The sequence below is a fragment of the Williamsia sp. Y853 genome, from assembly GCF_056786495.1.
The window spans coordinates 161,837-178,195 of sequence record NZ_JBXCJC010000004.1; the positions used below are offsets into that span (position 1 = coordinate 161,837).

Genomic DNA, 16,359 nt, shown 5'->3' on the forward strand with positions numbered 1-16,359 from the left:
CACTCGCCGGCGCGGCGACCCGCGTTGTCGTCTCACCCTTACCAGCTCGGTCCGGACCACCGCCCAGGAACTTCTCTTGGGTCTGACAAACCAGCGAGACACGGTCTATGGCGGCGTCGACGTTCCGCCACGCGACTGGCAGTAGGGCCTCTCCGACATCTGGCCCGCACATGACACCCGGGGTTATCGGATACAGGGATTACTGAATACAGAATTGCATGTACAGTCGGCAGCATGGAGACGATGGTCCACCGCGAGGCGCTGGCACGGTTCGGTTACGCGCTGTCTGACGCAACCCGAACACAAATTCTGTTGAGCTTGCGAACGGCACCGAGCTACCCGTCAGACCTCGCTGATCGTATTGGGGTGTCTCGGCAGATTCTGTCGAATCATCTTGCGTGCCTGCGAGGTTGCGGTCTTGTCGTCGCCGTACCGGAGGGTCGACGCACCCGGTACGAGCTGTCCGACCAGCGAATCGGACGGGCTCTCGACGACCTGCTAGGCCTGGTTCTCGCAGTCGATCCGACGTGCTGCCCTGATTCGCAAGCCGATGGGTGCTGTTGATGGCCGATCTCGGATTGCCTGACCTGCGACCTAATCTGAGCGGGGAACGACGGCAGCTGCTGGCACTTCGCATCCGCTGGTTCGTTGCCGCGACGATCACCTACAACGTCATCGAGGCCATTATCGCTCTCAGCGAGGGCGTCCGTGTGTCCTCAACGGCGTTGATTGGCTTCGGCCTTGACTCGGTCATCGAGGTGTCTTCCGCTGCAGCAGTGGCCTGGCAGTTCGCCGGGAAGGACCCCGAGTCACGCGAAAAGACTGCCTTGCGGATCATCGCATTCTCGTTCTTTGGGCTCGCAGTGTACGTCTCGATCGACGCGGTTCGGTCTCTGTTCGGGGTTGGCGAGGCCAGGCATTCGACTGTCGGGATCGTGCTGGCCGCAGTGAGTTTGGCCATCATGCCCGTCCTGTCGTGGGCTCAGCGCCGGGCCGGCCGCGAACTGGGGTCGTTGTCAGCGGTCGCGGATTCAAAGCAGACACTGCTGTGCACCTACCTGTCTGCGGTCCTGCTCGTCGGACTGCTCGTCAACAGTTTGTTCGGCTGGTCATGGGCCGACCCTATTGCTGCGCTCGTCATCGCCGCCATCGCGGTAAGGGAAGGCGTGAACGCCTGGAAAGGCGAAACCTGCTGCCCTGCGCCGACGAACCGGGGCGGTATCGCCGCGGGTGACGAGTGCGACTGCTGCGACTGACACGCCGCCCATGTCGATACTGTCGTGATGCGCCTGCCACCTCAGCTTGAAGTCGACGATCCGATGCCCGGCGCGAAGCTTCTCGAAGAGTACTTCGGCCGTCCGTTCCCTGGCGCTCGCTTCACAGGAGCGCTATTCGATCGATCCGGATCTGCGCGGACGTCTTCGCGAAGCGAGAGACAGAGCTGCCGGACCGGCGGAAGCTGACTCAGCAGGCGTTGAAACTCAGGTCAACCGGCCCCCAAGCGACACCCCGGCTCCTGCTTAACCCGGATATCTAAATCGGAGCCTGAGGCTGAAACCCCGACCTACCGATTAGCTACCCAGTCAACCGAGTCGCAAACCTTTAGCCCCGCGCACAAAAGCCCGAAGGGCGATGCTGTGCGTAGGCCTCTACTCAGTCACTCCAAACGGCAATGGATGGTCTTGCTCCACCAGCCGGGCAGCTACGTCGACGACGCGGATGTTGGAATCTTGCGAGAGCTTGCGTAAGAGCGCGAAGGCCTGCACCGCATGGAGGTCGTAGCGTTCCATGATGAGGCCCTTGGCCTGGCCGATGATGTCTCGCGAGGCCAGTGCGCTGCGGAACTGATTGCCCTTGCGGGCAGCGCCCAACGCGATGGCAGCGTGCGTGGCGAGGTCGACTGCGAGGTCTTCGGTGTCGGCGTCGAACGCATCCGCAACCTCGGCATAGAGGGTGAGAGCTCCGAGTTCGTGTCCCTTGGTATAGAGCTGAAGTGATAGGACCGATCGAATCGGAGTTTGGTGGTACAGAGCCGGCATCAGTTTCGGCCATCGCTGTTCCGTCTCGACATTGTTGATCCGAACTGTGTACTGCTCCCAAATCGCGTCGAGCGCGGGGCCTTCACCATGCTCGTGCTGCAACGCGTCGGCCTGCGCGGGAACCGGACCACTGGCCAGAACTGATTCGAGTACGGCTTCGCTGCCGGGGTCGGACTTCCTGATCAAGGTGATCCCGGCATGAGAAACACTCGGTAGCAGCGCCACCGATGCCTCGGTAACCTCCTGGAGTACCTGATCTGCGGTTATCGGGTGATCCCGCGACCCATGCAGATCGCGTGCCATTTGCGCGATCTGGTCATGAATGCCGGACTCGACATGATCTTGTGGACTGTCCATCTGCTCACTCCATTACGCCTCTTGCAGGGTGGTGAAGTTCAGGTCGGTAGGCCCCTGCCCCAAACAAATCCGCCGCCACAAGGCGCCGGATACCGTGAAGCCCGACGACGTGGGAGCCCCGTTCCAGAGGAACCTCCACGTCATCATTTGTCAGCGGTCACAGGGTGACCGCTTGGAGCTGGACAGTACCCCGACAAGGATCGTACAGCCGGCCCCCGTCGACAGCCCAGACGCTTGTGTCGGCGGGTGTTCGATGCCTTGATCAGTTGCCGGGGGAGCGCACGACCGTGAAGGTGATGTTGGTTCGCAGGCGGAAGCCCAGGTGTTTGTAGAGCTCGATGGCGTTGGTGTTGTCGGCCGCAGCGTGGAGGAACGGAGTCTCACCGCGGGCGTAGATGCCGTGGGCGACAGCGAGTACCAGGCGGGTGGCCAGACCTTCGCCGCGGAACTCGGCGTCGGTACAGACGGCGCTGATCTCTGTCCATCCCGGTGGATGGAGGCGCTCGCCGGCCATCGCGATGAGCCGGCCCTCGCGCCGGATCCCGAGATATGTTCCGAGTCGGTATGTTTCGGGGCTGAAGGGCCCGGGCTTGGTGCGGTCGATCAATGCGAGCATGTCGGGGACATCGTCGGCGCCGAGCTGGATTGCCTCGGGTTCGGGCCTCGGCTTCAGCGTGTCGGTGGCAACCATCTGGACGCCCGGGCCGCTCATGGCAACCTCCCAGCCATCGGGTAGGTCGGTCACCTCGACCGGCAGCGCGACTTCTTGTCCGGGGCCGATCAACTCGGCGAGATCAGTCCACGTCTGCGGATCGCTCAGATCGCCGACCCCGACAAACGGGGAGATCGTCGGGAGGTAGCGGCGAGCGCGGGTGGTGCCCTCGCTCAGGTGCAGATGGGCGCCGATCAGGCTCTCCCACATGGCATTATCGAGTACACCGGTGTCCGGTGTGGTCTGAGCTGTCACCGGCTGAACCATTCCTTTGCGATGAGTTCGTACGAGCGCACCCGCGCCGCGTGGTCGTGTGTGATGGTAGTGATCGAGAGCTCGGCGGCGCCGGTGGCGTCCCGGAGGATCTCGAGTTTGTCGGCAACGGTGGACGGCGATCCGACAAATTGCGTCAGCACCCGGTCGCGGACCAGTTCGCGGTCGTCGTCGGTCCATTCCAACGCAGCTGCTTCGGCCGGACTCGGGTACGGGATCGCGCCTTCGCCGCGCCGGATGCTGCGGACCCAAGGTGCATATCCGCTCGCCAATTCGGCTGCTTCGTCATCGGTTTCGGCGATAACCGCATCCACCGACACCGCCACATACGGTTCCGGGACATCCGTGGACGGTTGGAATGCTGCCAGGTACGCCTCAACCGCATCGATGACCGTGCTCGGACTGTGGTGGTAACTGGCAACAAAGCGCAGACCCTTCGACCCTGCGACGGCAGCGCTGGATCCACCGGAGGCGCCGAGGATCCAGACCTGCACGTCGGCACCATCTCCCGGGGTGGCATGAGCGGGAAGCCCTTGTGGGCTGACATATGTGTCGTCGAGAAGGGCAAGAACAGTGGAGATCTGCTCGTCATAGCTCGGGGCGTACGCGCCGGGTTGCTGGAGCAGGTCGAGTAGGTGAGTGATGGACTTACTCGCAAACGCGCCGGCGATGTTGTAGATCTTGGGCAGGAGCAGACCGTTGGGGGTGTACGTGTCTTCGGTGTGGGCCGCTCCGCCGCGGGCGGACAGATAGTTCTTTGCTGCGACTTCGGTCACCGATTCCGATCCCGTTGTCGTCTCCGGGGCGGGGCGAGAAATGGATCGTCCGATACCGAGGTCGAGGCGACCCGGGTACAGCGTGTTGATCAGGCCGAACTCCTCGACGGTCGCGAGTGGTGTCCGATGACCGAATTGCACTCCGGCCGAACCCAACCGGATGGTCGAGGTGGAACCTGCGATCAGTGCGATCTCGATGGCGGGTGACGACCCGAGGACCCCCGGATTCGTGTGGTGCTCGGCGAACCAATAGCGGTCGTATCCGAACTGTTCGGCGCGCTGGACCAGGTCGATGGTGTTGCGTATTGCGGTGCTGTTGTCCGACCTGCTGGAGCGGGGCAGAAGGTCGAGAACCGACAGGGGGATGGGCGGGGCCATTTCGAACTCCTAGTGAGCCGCTGCGGATGACGTGATCGGCGACTGCCAGTCGTCGGCCACGGCCTCTGATGCGCCGAACGACGCGAAATCGGTGGTGACACGAAATGCGTCCAATGAGTACAGGTCTCGGGCGTAGCGCCACAGATTCGAGAAGTCGGCAAGGCGCCGGGTACCGGCCTTGGCGGCCGCAGCGTCGTATCGGACCAGTGTCACCCAGAGCCGGACGTCGGCCAGGGTGACGTTGTCGCCCAGAAGGTATCGATTCTCGGCGAGCCGGTTGTCGAGTTCTGAATATGCCTGATAGACCGTGGCCGCGGCTTCCTCGGCGGCCGAACCGGTTCCGGTGGCCACGTGTGCGGTGCTGTTGACCGTGGCTCGCAACCAGGCTTCCAACTCGTCGATCTGCGGGCGCAGATCCTCTGGGTAGAGGTCGAACTCGCCGGTGATCTGACGCCGGTACTGCGACGCGAGATCGGCGTCGAGCGTATCGAAAGTGTTGCTCACCATCTGCTTTGTCTCGCGATCCCAGAGGGTGGGAACCGACACGTGGCCGTCGAAGTCGGGTTCCGTGGCGTCATAGGCATCGCGCAACAGGGTGAAGCCGTTCACCGGGTCAGGGCCGTGGGTCTCGCGGAATGCCCACCCGCGGGCATCGCGCGCACCGTCGACGTAGCTGACACTGATCACATCAGCGAGGCCGGCCAGCTCGATGACCAGTGTGACCCGCTGAGCCCACGGGCAGAACCAGCCGGAATAGACGTGATAGCGATCAGCGACGGCCGGGTACGGCGTGGATCCGTCGCCGCTGATACGTCCGGCGAATCGATACACCGGCCGGGTGTCATCCGGTGCGCGAGTGATTGCGTACTCGCCGTGGGTTTCGGTATCGACAGGGCTGGCGTACTTCGACATGGCTAGACAACCTTTTCTGCGGAGTGGGAGCGGAAGGAGAAGAGCTCGGGTGCGTTCTTGTCGATGGTGAGGTCGGCGAGGAGGCGACCGATGGCGGGCACGAACTTGAACCCGTGTCCGGAGAATCCGGCGGCAACCGCAACCGGACCGCGGCGATCGATGACGAAGTTGGAGTCGGGTGTGGTGGCATACGTGCAGCTGATCGGGGTCAGTGCGTCGGCATCGACGCCGGGCACCCAATGGCGGACGTACTCCTGCAGGGCCTTGAGTTGCCGTGGTTCCGCCGTGAAATCGCGGTGGTCGGGGTCGACGACCGGTCCGGTTCCATGGAAGCCGACCTTGACGCCTTCCGCGCCTGAGGACAGGCCGTACACGCCACCGAATTCGGGCGCGTTCGGTCCGTCGGGGTCGTGCAAGATCCCGAAGCTGGGCCATTCGGCATCCTGGTCACGCGGTACAAAGTGTGCGGGTTGCTCTTGGGTGACGGTGATCTGCGGCAGCGGTGCGATGCCCGACAACAGCTTCGTCGCCCAGGCGCCTGCCGCCACCACCACACGTCGAGCCACGTACTTCTGGTCATCGGTGCGCACGGTGACCGAGTTGTCGTCTGTGACGTCGATCGAGATCACCTGCGATTCGTGTCGAACTTCTGCGCCGAGGGCTGCTGCGCTGCGTTGTAGTGCACTGACAGCATTGTCAGCATGTAGTCGTCCGCTGTTGGGGTAATACAACGCGCGGCCGTCGAATCTGATTCCTGGCCACCGCTGCGAGGCCTCGTCGGGCTCGAGCCACTGATGGACGAGTCCGAGGTCGGCGAGGGTTTCGTAGATCTGGGACAGGTATGGAGTCCATCCCTGTTCGACGCCGCCGGTGACGGTGAGCAGTTGCGTCCCGGACTCGGATTCGAGGTCGGCCCAGAGTGCTTCCGCTTCCCTCGCGAGCGCGACGTAGGTGCGGTCGGCGTACGAGGTGCGGAAGATGCGGGAGGCGCCATGCGAGGCGCCGTTGGCGTGGCCGGGGGTGAATCGTTCGAGCAGCACGGTCTCTACACCCCGGCGCGCCAGCTGCCAGGCGGCGGCCGAACCCATCGCGCCACCCCCGACAACCACGGTGTCGACCTCGACGGAACTCATATCGTGACCTCAACTCTGTTGTGTTCGGTTAGCCCTTCGAGTGTTGGTATCGATGCCAACAGGGCCTTGGTGTAGTCGTTCTGCGGGTCATTGAAAATCTCTTCCACGGTGCCCGTTTCGACAGCCTGACCGTCTTTCATGACCAGGACTCGGTCGGCGACGTGGTAGATCACGCCGAGGTGGTGCGAAATGAAGACGTAAGCGATTCCGAGCTCGGCCTGCAGATCGGCCAGGAGGTCGAGGATCTGGGCCTGGATTGAAACATCCAGTGCCGAAACGGGTTCGTCGCAGATGATGATCTCAGGTTTGGTTGCCAGGGCGCGGGCGATGGCGACACGTTGGCGTTGGCCGCCGGAAAGCTGGTGTGGCCGACGGCCGAGGTGGTCGGTGCTCAGTCCGACCAGTTCGAGCTGTTCGGCGACACGCTTGCGGCGCTCGGTCCGACTGATGCCACCGGTGGCCAGGAGCGGTTCTTCGACGATCCGTCCGACGGTGTGACGCGGGTCGAAGGAGCTCAATGGATCTTGATAGATGACCTGGATGCGTTGGCGTCGGGTGCGGACCTCTTTGTTCGACAGGGCTTTCCAGTCGGTGCCCGCGATCTCGACGGATCCTGTGTCAGGGACTTCGAGGTTCAAGAGCAGTCGGGCGACGGTGGATTTGCCGGAGCCGGATTCGCCGACGATGCCGAGGGTTTCGCCACCGTGTACGTGCAGGCTGACATCGTCGACGGCGCGCAGGCGGCGGTTGCCGGTGAGTGTGAAGTGTTTGGTGAGGTTGTGTGTCTGCAGCACAACATCATCGGAGATGGGGGCGCGCTGCAGGGTCTGGACGCCGTCGCGGGAGGACAGGCGGGTGCCGCGGGCGTGTGCGACCGGGATCGCGTCGAGGAGCTGCTGGGTGTAGGCGTGCTGTGGATTGTTCAGGACCTCGCGGGTGGGGCCGTGCTCGACGAACACCCCGTCCTTCATCACATAGACGTAGTCGGAGACCTGCGAGACCACCGCCAGATCGTGACTGATCAGCAACAGCGCGGTGCCGTCGGCCTTGCGTTGTTCGAGTAGTCGCAGGATCTGCGCCTGGACCGTGACATCGAGTGCGGTGGTGGGTTCGTCGGCGATGAGGAGGGCCGGATCGGCGGCAATCGCAGAGGCGATGAGCGCCCGTTGGCGCAGTCCGCCGGAGAGCTGGTGTGGATACTGTCCGGCGCGCAGGGTGGGGTTGGGGATACCGACCTCGGTGAGTAGTTCGAGGACGCGATCGTCGATGGCGTTGTTGCTCACGACCTTGTGTGTTCGCAGGACTTCACCGATTTCGGCGCCGATCGTGCGTAGGGGATCGAGGGACGTCAAGGCATCCTGCAGGACAAATCCGATGTCGCGGCCACGCAGGCGGCGCCATTGCCGTTCGGAGAACCGTCGGGTGTCCGATCCGTTGACCTGTAGTCGATCTGCTGTGACTTGTGCTGTGGGGCCGGCCAATCCGACCAGACTTCGGGCGGTGACACTTTTGCCCGAACCGGATTCACCGACGATGGCCACGCTTTGGCCGCGGTTGATGGCGAATGAAATACCGTCGACGGCGCAAATCGTGCGGGCGCCGGAGGGGAATCCCACCCGCAGGTTCTGTACATCGACGAGCGGTGCCTGCGGTGCTGCGTCTTTGGTGAGGGTTGTCATGGCGCCACCCGACCTTCGGTTCGTCGTTGCAGGTATTGGCCGACAACAGTCACCGAGAGAACGGTCAAGGTGATGGCAAGGCCGGGGAATACCGCCGGCCACCAGGCGACGGAGAAGTATGAGCGGCTGGCCGAGAGCATGCTGCCCCATTCGGCGGTGGGGGGTTGCGGGCCCAGACCCAAAAAGCTGAGTGAGGAACCGACTCCGATGGCTGCTCCGATACCGATTGTGGCCAGGACCAAGACGGGTCCGATCGCGTTCGGGACGATGTGGCGGACAACGATATTGGTCTGCGTCCAGCCCAGCGCCTTGGCGGCTTCGACAAACACCGCCCCGCGCAGACGGATGACTTCGCCGCGGACCAGGCGGGCGTAGCTGGGCAGGGTGACCACGGCGATGCCGATGATGGTGGTGAACGTGCCGGGACCGCGGGCGGCGACGATGAGGAAGACCAGCAGTAGTCCGGGGATGGACAGGAAGACGTCGAGCAGGCGCGAGACGACCCAGTCGCCTGCACGTCCGCCGCGGGCGGCGAAGACGCCGATCAGTGTGCCGGCCACCAGGGCGAACACGGTGGCGCTCACACCGATCAGCAGGGATGGCCACGCACCGTAAATGATTCGGGCGTAGATGTCGCGACCATTCTGGTCTGTGCCGAACAGGTGATCGACGCTCGGGGCCAGCAGCATGTCGAGTGGTTCGCCGGCGTTGGGGTCTCTGCCGGTGAACAGGCTGGGGAACAACGCCGCCAAGGTGATGAACACCAGGAAGATCGCGCTGAGGATCACCGACAATCGCAGTCGCCGAATACGTTGAACAACAGTCTGTCCGACAGCGAAACGGACCGCTCGATGGTCGAGCTCCGCTGCGCTACGTCTCCGCAGTAAAGGGTCGAGCTCCGCTGCGCTACGTCTCCGCGGCGCCGGGTCGGGCCGGGTGTCGGTGGTCATGCGTTTACCTTCTCGGTTGCAGAGGTTGTGGGCCCGTCGGCCCGAACCCGCGGATCAAGCCAGCCGTATGCGGCGTCGATGAGGGTGTTGACGATGGTGTAGAACGTGGCGGCGATGATGACGACCCCGAGGACCAGTGGTAGGTCTTTGCTGGTGACCGCGGCGATGGTCAAGCGGCCCAGACCTTCTCGGGAGAAGACCTGCTCGACGATCACCGCGCCGCTGATGAGTGCGCCGACGATCCAGCCCCACAACGTGATCACCGGCATCGCGGCGTGGCGCAGCACGTGGCGGAGCAGGACCGCGGTCTGGCTGATCCCGCGGGTCCGCGCGGTGACAACAAATGTTTCGTCGAGCGTGCGTTCGACACCGTGCCGAAGCACTTGTGACAGCAGCGCCGCGGGTGCGGCCGCCAGCGCGATGGATGGTAATACCAGCGAAGCCACGCCATCCGAGCCGACCGAGGGGAACCAGCCGAGCTGGAACGAGAAGATGGTCAGCAGCAAGATGCCGAGCCAGAATGTCGGGACTGCCACGGTCAGGACCTCCAGCGAGGTGGCCGGGCCGCGTAGCCATCCTGGCCGGTTGGCCGTGGCCAGCCCCACCACCAGTGCGACGACCAGCGCGAGGATCGCCGAGACGATCACCAATTGCAGTGTGGGCCAAATCTGTTGACCGATGGCCTCGGTGACTGGCATTCGCAGCGCGTAGGACCGTCCGAGGTCGCCGTGAAGCAGTCGCCACAGGTAATCGAAGTATTGGACGATCAACGGATCGTCGAGTTTGTAGTCGTTGATGATCTGCGCCCGGACCTCCGGGGACACCTGCGCGGTGCCGATGATCGCGTTGATCGGCTCACCTTTGCCGGAATGCAGGACGAGGAAGGTGGCAGTGATCGCGCCCCACAGCACCAGCAGCGACACCAGCAATCGGCTGGCGACCGCCCGACCGAGGGAGCGAGTGCGCGCCACCTCGGTCGGGCCTGCCACCGTGTCGATCACGGTCACTTGCTCACCCAGGCGTCGTAGAACGTCGGGTAGGCCTGCGGTTCGAACTTCACGCCTTGCAGGTTGTTACTGCGGCCGAGCACGTAGTTGAAGACGTAGACCGGGAACACTGCGGCGTCGTCGGCGATCTGCTGCTGGGCGCGAGCGTAGATCTCCGACTGCTTGGTCAGATCGGTTTCGCCAAGCGCTGCGATCAAGTCGGAATCAACAGCGGGATTGGAGTACTTGGCCACGTTTGTTCCGAAACTGTCCACCGGAATGTTCGACGAATGATCGAGCGTGCGAAGTGCATCCGGTGACGCCCGCTGCCAGCTGATGTCGAGGACGTCGTAGCCGTTGGTGAAAAGGGCGGTGTAGTAGTCGTCGATGGTGGTGTTCTTGATCTGGTAGTCGACACCGATCTTCTTGGCGGACGACTGCACCTGCTCGAGCAGGGTGTCGCGTTGTTCGCGAGCGTATTCCTTGAGGAAGGGATGCACGACGGTCAGACGCTTTCCGTCCTTGGTGCGGTAGCCGTCGCCGTCGCGTGCGGTCCAGCCGGCTTCGTCGAGAAGCTGATTGGCTTTGTCCTCGTCGTAGACGTACGCCGACTCACTGGCCTTGTTGTAGCCGACCGTGGCGGGGCTCAAGGTGTTCTTCGCGGGCTGGAAGACGCCGAAGTAGAGCTTGTCGACGATGGTGTCCCAGTCGATTCCGGCCCGGAAGGCTTCGCGGACCTTGATGTCGGAGAAGACGCCGGCCTGTGTGTTGGGGTAGTAGTTGTAGTTTCCGCCCGGAGCCTGGACCGTCTCGACGGAATAGCCGGGTGTGTCCTTGAGCGCGCTGACGTTGACCGGCGGGACGCTGGCAATCGCATCGACCTGATTGCTGGTCAAAGCGCCGTAGCGAGAGGAGTCTTCGGGGATCTCCTGGATGCTGATGGCTGCCAGGTGTGCCTTGCCGGAGTGGTCGGCGTTGCCCGGACCCCAGTTGTAGGCCTCGTTGCGGGTGTAGTCGATGCCCTTGTTCGGGGTGTAGCCGGCTTCACTGACAAACGGCCCGGTGCCGACGATCTTGCTGCACAGGGCATCTGTTCCCTGAGTCAGGGTGGAGGGGGCCTCGATGCCGAGGTATGCCGAGGCCGCGGAGGGAAGGAAGGCCGAATTCGGCTCGGAGAAGGTGACTTCCACGTGCGTCGGGTCGATGACGTTGGTGCCGGCGTAGGTGGCGATGGTGTTGGCCGCGAGTTGGGACTTGGTGTTGGGGTCGACGATGTGGTCGAGGTTGGCCTTGACTGCGTTGCCGTCGAACTTTTCTCCGTTGGAGAAGGTGACGTCGTCGCGGAGGGTGAAGGAGTAGGTGAGCTGGTCGGGGGACACGCTCCACTCGGTGGCGAGCCAGGGGTCGAGGCTGCCGTCGGTGTTGAGGGCGACAAGAGAGTCGAGGATCGGGCGGGAGAAGAAGCCGGCGACGTCGGCAGGGCTCTGATGGGGGTCGATGCAGCCGCCGGGACTGCTGTTGATGGCAAACCGAAGGGTGCCGCCGTCGACGGGATCACCGGTGGCCGTCGCGGAATTATTGCTGTCGCCGGAGCCACAGGCGCTGGCGACAAGTCCGACCGTGAGAGCCGTAAGAATCGTGGCCTTGCTCAGATGACCCGGTCCGGGATGCACCCGTCTCAATCGGCCGGCAGCAGGTGTTCGGGACATCGGTTTTCTCCTCGTGAATGCAATGGGCGTGGCAGGTGCTCAGGATTCGATCGCGTGGTGCGTTGAACAAGGTCATCAAGCTTCCGGAAATCTCTTCGGGCTCGCTTGCGTGAACCCCGCGCTTGCCCCATGCCGGTGAAGGCTGGGGCCGTGTCTGTCATCCAGGGCACCCCGCCGCGGTGGAGGGTTGCCGACCAGCAAGCTGGAACTTGGCGCTGATACTCGTTGACACAGGGCAGTTGTTGTCCACCAAGCGAATCCGGGCATCATGTGGGTATGCCCGGGCAGGGGATTTCAACTGTTGGACAGAACCATACTCACGCTCCTGCGGAAATCCGATGGATGCGCGGAGTTCCGATCGCCGAGAAGTTAAAGCACATGGGTATGGACGACGCCGTAAAAGTCTGTTAGCGTCGGCGTCGGTCACGAGTACCAGCGAATAGCCCCGGCTTGCTGGTCAGCAACCCTCCATCGCGGCGGGGTGCTCCGGGTGAAGACCTGGCCTGTTCGAACCCGAACAGGCAAGCGCGGACCCCCCACGTCCGAGTTCCGAACTGCTCCATCGGCAGGTTCGAAACTTGGTGCGTGCGGAATCCCTGACACCGGAAGCTGGTGTGAGATATGAGCACTGCAACACTGAATCGAACCCTGAATGCTCTTGCAGCGATAGAAGGTTCGGACACCCAGGCGCCATTGCGGGATGGCTCGACCACGCGATACGTCAACTTCGACTACGCGGCGAGTGCACCGGCGTTGTGCAGCGTGGTCGAGAGAATCACACAATTGCTTCCGACCTACTCGAGCGTGCATCGGGGCGCGGGCTACGCATCGCAGGTCACGACGCAGGCGTACGAGACCGCCCGTGAGCAGGTCGCGGACTTTGTCGGTGCCGGCGAGCAGCACTGCCTGATCTTTACGCGGAACACCACCGATTCGCTGAACCTCCTGGCCCGCTGTGTGCCGGGAAAGGTCGTCGTCCTCGATCTGGAACATCATTCAAATCTGTTGCCGTGGAGTGACGTTCACGTGGTCCGTGCCGCGAATACGCTGGCCGCGACGATCGTTCGCGTGGAGACCGCACTGATAGAGACCGGTGCGGCGTTGCTGGCGGTCACCGGTGCTTCCAACGTCACCGGCGAGATCTTGCCGATCGGTGAACTGGCAGATCTTGCGCACCGCAACGGCGCTCGGATCGCTGTCGACGGAGCGCAGTTGGTTCCGCACCGCAGGGTGGACATCACTGCAGGCGGCATCGACTACCTGGCCTTTTCAGGACACAAGACCTACGCGCCTTTCGGGGCCGGAGTGCTTGTCGGACTGCGGGATTGGCTGGATGCGGCCGACCCGTACCTCGCAGGCGGCGGTGCCGTACTCAATGTCACCGAGCAGGACGTGAAGTGGGCGCCCGCGCCTGCCCGTCATGAAGGCGGTTCGCCCAACGTCCTGGGTGCGGCTGCGCTCGCGGCGGCCTGCGTCGAGATCGAATCCCTCGGGGAGGCTGTTGTTTCCCATGAAACGTCACTCACCGACCGGTTGCGCAATGGTCTGGCGGAGATCCCGGGCGTGCATGCCCTGAAGATCTTCACCGACAGCACCGATGCCGTTGGCGTTGTCAGCTTTGTCGTCGACGGGCATCGGGCATCTGAGGTGGCAGCCCATCTCTCGGCCGAACACGGCATCGGGGTGCGCGATGGACGATTCTGCGCCCACCCGCTTCTGGACCGTCTGGGCCACGGCTCAGGGGCTGTACGCGCCAGCCTCGGCCTCGGTTCGACCTCCGAGGACGTCGACCTTCTGCTCGCCGCCCTCCGAACCCTCTAGACCCCGGGGTGGGGGACACTCAGTGCGATGAGCGCGGTGTCGTCTTCGAGCCCGGCACCGAAACTGTCGAGCAATGCCCGCACGTCCTCGATGATCTGGCCTGCGGACGTCGGCGTGTGTGCCGCGGCGAACTCGAGCAGCGCACCGTTGTCGTCGTACCGCTCGGGACCAGGTCCGGTCCGCGCCTCGGTGAGCCCGTCGGTGTAGAGCAGGAGGGTGTCGCCGGCATCGAGGTGGATCCGCTTCGAGACGAACTCAGGGTCGCGCAGGATGCCGACCAGTTGCCCACCTTCGGTGCTCACGTACTGCGCTTGACCGGCGGCGGTGAGCAGTAGGGCGGGTGGGTGCCCACCACTGGCGAGGTGGACGTCGAATCCGTTGTCGCGGCGGGTGAGCACACCGAAGATCACTGTGCAGAACCGTGGTTCGTCACCCTGGTGATTCGCATGCAACACGGTGTGGAGGTTGCGTAACACCGCAATCGGATCGTCGTCGTACACCGCCGCAGCGCGCAGCGTGTAGCGGGTCAGCGAGGTCACCGCTGCCGCGGTGGCCCCTTTGCCGCACACGTCGCCGAGGAAGAACCCCCACTTGTGCGCCGACAGGGCGAACACGTCGTAGAAGTCGCCGCCGACATCGTCGATCGACGCGGCGTGGTAGTGGGCCGCTGCCTCCATGCCATCGGGAGGTCGTAACGACGGTGGAAGCAGCGAGCGCTGAAGAGTCGAGGCGAGCAGTTGTATGCGCGCACGTTCTTCTTCTGCATGGCGCCGCGCCTCGAGCAGCTGTTTCTCGTATGCGCGTCGGTCACGTGCGTCCTGTGCGGTGATGCGGACGAGCACGGCGGTTCCATCGGCACCGATCTTCACGTTCGCGGTGACGAAGACGGGCAGTCGTCGGCCGTCGGCCGCGACGAGGTCGACGGTGATTCCGCTCAGTACGCCTTCCAGCTGCAGCAGCGGTGCGAAGTGGGTTTCGTAGTGGATCCGCCCGCCTGCGGTGAGCAGATCGCTGAAAGGTCTGCCCAGCAATGACGTTCGGTCTTGTCCGAGCCACACCGTCAGAGTGGTGTTGACCTTTGCGATGAGCCCGTCCGGCCACGTCGACAGATACCCGCATGGCGCGTTCTCGTACAGGTCTTCCAGATTCTCGTCGAGTACGCCCGGTGACCCGATGTCGCTGTGGTCCTTGCTCATCAACGGCCACCGACGAAGGCCACGATGGCCTCGGTGGTGGGCACGGGGTCGCTGAGCTGGGGGCAGTGACCGCTGGCGTCGAGCGTGACGAGTTCGCTGCCCTCGATCTGGTTGTGCACGTACGCGCCCACGTGGCGGGGTGCGAGTGAGTCTCGCGCACACTCGATCACGAGGGTGGGCACGGTGACACGCGCGAGATCGGTGCGGTTGTCGGACAGGAAGGTGGCGCGGGCGAACACCAACGCCTTCTCCGGGTCGGTTCGACAGAAGGATTCGGTCAACTCGCCGCCGAGCGCTGGTCGCTCCGGGTTACTGGCGATGTTCGGCGCCATCGACGCCGACCAACCCAGATAGTTGCTCTCGAGAGACTCGAGAAGTTCGTCGATGTCATCACGCGTGAAGCCACCCCGATATCCATCGGATTCGTCGTCGACATAACGCGGTGACGGGGTCAGCAACACCAGCTTGGCGAACCGGTCGGGTTCTTTGGCCACGGCGAGGGCGCCGATCATCGACGCGACCGAGTGACCCACGAACACCACGTCGTGCAGATCGAGTTCGTCGACGATGTCGAGCACATCCTGCGCATAGGTCTCGAGGTTCGAATACCGCTCGGCGTCCCACGCGGCCGGATCGGAGGCGCCGGCACCGACGTGGTCGAACAGCACCACCCGATGATCCGGAACCAACCGCCCGGTCACCCGATGCCATAGGTTCTGGTCGCATCCGAATCCGTGGGCCAACATGATCGTCGGTCCATCTTCGCGCCCGAGGATCTTGACGTTGTTCTTCGCGCGCACATTCACGTGCTTCATCCTCGCACCTGATGTGCATTCCCGTGGGCGGGCCGTGCCGAAGCACGTTCGGTGCACCCGCCCGGGGTTCGGCGCATTCAGTGGACGGGCGGCGTCCACCCGTGGGCTGCGGTCAGTGTCGCGCGGCCGAGGCTGTGAATGCGGAGCGCCTCTTGCAGTTGAGTTGGTCCGGCGAGGATGCCGAGTGGCAGCCTGCCGATATCCACGGCGTGCACGGTGAATGTGAACCGCCCCGGCAGGCCGGGTGGGGCCTGCGACGGACCGACGTAGCGTGCGATTCCGTAGTCGTTGGGCAATTGCTTTGCCAGACTGGGTAATCGATCATCGTTCCCATTCCCGGCGTCGACCACCAGTGAGGTCACACCACCACTGACGTCGGCGACTGCCCAATGGCACCGGCCACCCGAGTCGTGCGCTGTCACCGCATAGGACAGCGTTCCGATCGGGGCACCCGACCAGTGCAATGACGGTGACACGTCGAGCCCGCCGCCGCCGAGTAGTCCACTGCGTTGGGCCGTCCGCAGGCGCCCGCCGTCGACGACCTCATGCGAGCCCAGCACCAGTCGGGTCCGGGCCGGCACCGTTGGCGTCGTCGCGACGGAATAGGTGGTCATCGCGTTGCG

The 16,359-nt window shown here is 63.8% G+C and carries 15 protein-coding genes and 2 riboswitches; of the genes, 3 read left to right on the top strand and 12 right to left on the bottom strand.

Annotation, left to right across the window (positions count from 1 at the left end):
* The first annotated feature begins 234 nt into the window (after window positions 1-234).
* Window positions 235-564, top strand: coding sequence for an ArsR/SmtB family transcription factor (locus AC1TPF_RS21290; protein WP_482141087.1), 330 nt, complete (start codon window positions 235-237; stop codon window positions 562-564).
* Window positions 561-1,256, top strand: a complete 696-nt coding sequence (locus AC1TPF_RS21295) for a cation efflux transmembrane domain-containing protein (RefSeq protein ID WP_482145552.1) — start codon at window positions 561-563, stop codon at window positions 1,254-1,256. The genes AC1TPF_RS21290 and AC1TPF_RS21295 overlap by 4 nt, the downstream gene beginning before the upstream one ends.
* A 393-nt stretch (window positions 1,257-1,649) precedes the next feature.
* On the opposite strand, the gene AC1TPF_RS21300 is transcribed toward AC1TPF_RS21295, so the two are convergent.
* From AC1TPF_RS21300 to AC1TPF_RS21340, 9 genes are all read right to left on the bottom strand, one after another.
* Window positions 1,650-2,396, bottom strand: a complete 747-nt coding sequence (locus AC1TPF_RS21300; protein ID WP_482145237.1) for a GAF and ANTAR domain-containing protein — start codon at window positions 2,394-2,396, stop codon at window positions 1,650-1,652.
* A gap of 262 nt (window positions 2,397-2,658) precedes the next feature.
* Entirely contained in the window at window positions 2,659-3,375 is a 717-nt protein-coding gene (locus AC1TPF_RS21305; protein WP_482145238.1) for a GNAT family N-acetyltransferase, read from the bottom strand.
* Window positions 3,360-4,535, bottom strand: a complete 1,176-nt coding sequence (locus tag AC1TPF_RS21310; protein WP_482145239.1) for an LLM class flavin-dependent oxidoreductase — start codon at window positions 4,533-4,535, stop codon at window positions 3,360-3,362. Before AC1TPF_RS21310 ends, AC1TPF_RS21305 begins: the two co-directional genes overlap by 16 nt.
* 9 nt (window positions 4,536-4,544) lie before the next feature.
* A complete protein-coding gene (locus AC1TPF_RS21315; protein ID WP_482145240.1) occupies window positions 4,545-5,447 on the bottom strand; it encodes a glutathione S-transferase C-terminal domain-containing protein in 903 nt (300 codons plus the stop codon).
* Window positions 5,448-5,449: 2 nt separating this feature from the next.
* Entirely contained in the window at window positions 5,450-6,580 is a 1,131-nt protein-coding gene (gene solA / locus AC1TPF_RS21320; RefSeq protein WP_482145241.1) for an N-methyl-L-tryptophan oxidase, read from the bottom strand.
* Window positions 6,577-8,259 carry a dipeptide ABC transporter ATP-binding protein gene (locus AC1TPF_RS21325; RefSeq protein ID WP_482141075.1) on the bottom strand — a complete coding sequence of 561 codons (1,683 nt, stop codon included), beginning with the start codon at window positions 8,257-8,259 and terminating at the stop codon, window positions 6,577-6,579. The genes solA and AC1TPF_RS21325 overlap by 4 nt, the downstream gene beginning before the upstream one ends.
* Window positions 8,256-9,209: an ABC transporter permease gene (locus tag AC1TPF_RS21330; RefSeq protein ID WP_482145242.1), complete on the bottom strand. Its 954-nt coding sequence runs from the start codon at window positions 9,207-9,209 to the stop codon at window positions 8,256-8,258. Before AC1TPF_RS21330 ends, AC1TPF_RS21325 begins: the two co-directional genes overlap by 4 nt.
* On the bottom strand, window positions 9,206-10,216 hold the full coding sequence (locus tag AC1TPF_RS21335) for an ABC transporter permease (RefSeq protein WP_482141071.1): 1,011 nt from the start codon (window positions 10,214-10,216) through the stop codon (window positions 9,206-9,208). The genes AC1TPF_RS21330 and AC1TPF_RS21335 overlap by 4 nt, the downstream gene beginning before the upstream one ends.
* Entirely contained in the window at window positions 10,213-11,904 is a 1,692-nt protein-coding gene (locus AC1TPF_RS21340; protein WP_482141069.1) for an ABC transporter substrate-binding protein, read from the bottom strand. Before AC1TPF_RS21340 ends, AC1TPF_RS21335 begins: the two co-directional genes overlap by 4 nt.
* Window positions 11,905-12,017: 113 nt before the next feature.
* A riboswitch (SAM riboswitch) is annotated at window positions 12,018-12,135 on the bottom strand.
* Window positions 12,136-12,325: 190 nt separating this feature from the next.
* A riboswitch (SAM riboswitch) is annotated at window positions 12,326-12,438 on the top strand.
* Between the two features lie 87 nt (window positions 12,439-12,525).
* On the opposite strand from AC1TPF_RS21340, the gene AC1TPF_RS21345 reads away from it, so the two are divergent.
* Window positions 12,526-13,725 carry an aminotransferase class V-fold PLP-dependent enzyme gene (locus AC1TPF_RS21345; protein WP_482141067.1) on the top strand — a complete coding sequence of 400 codons (1,200 nt, stop codon included), beginning with the start codon at window positions 12,526-12,528 and terminating at the stop codon, window positions 13,723-13,725.
* On the opposite strand, the gene AC1TPF_RS21350 is transcribed toward AC1TPF_RS21345, so the two are convergent.
* The 3 genes from AC1TPF_RS21350 to AC1TPF_RS21360 all read right to left on the bottom strand — a co-directional run bounded on the left by AC1TPF_RS21350 (window position 13,722) and on the right by AC1TPF_RS21360 (window position 16,350).
* Window positions 13,722-14,921, bottom strand: a complete 1,200-nt coding sequence (locus AC1TPF_RS21350; protein WP_482141065.1) for a PP2C family protein-serine/threonine phosphatase — start codon at window positions 14,919-14,921, stop codon at window positions 13,722-13,724. The two genes, AC1TPF_RS21345 and AC1TPF_RS21350, sit on opposite strands and share 4 nt — an antisense overlap.
* Entirely contained in the window at window positions 14,921-15,727 is an 807-nt protein-coding gene (locus tag AC1TPF_RS21355; protein WP_482141470.1) for an alpha/beta fold hydrolase, read from the bottom strand. The genes AC1TPF_RS21350 and AC1TPF_RS21355 overlap by 1 nt, the downstream gene beginning before the upstream one ends.
* 86 nt (window positions 15,728-15,813) lie before the next feature.
* Window positions 15,814-16,350, bottom strand: coding sequence for a YbhB/YbcL family Raf kinase inhibitor-like protein (locus AC1TPF_RS21360; RefSeq protein ID WP_482141063.1), 537 nt, complete (start codon window positions 16,348-16,350; stop codon window positions 15,814-15,816).
* Window positions 16,351-16,359: the final 9 nt, after the last annotated feature.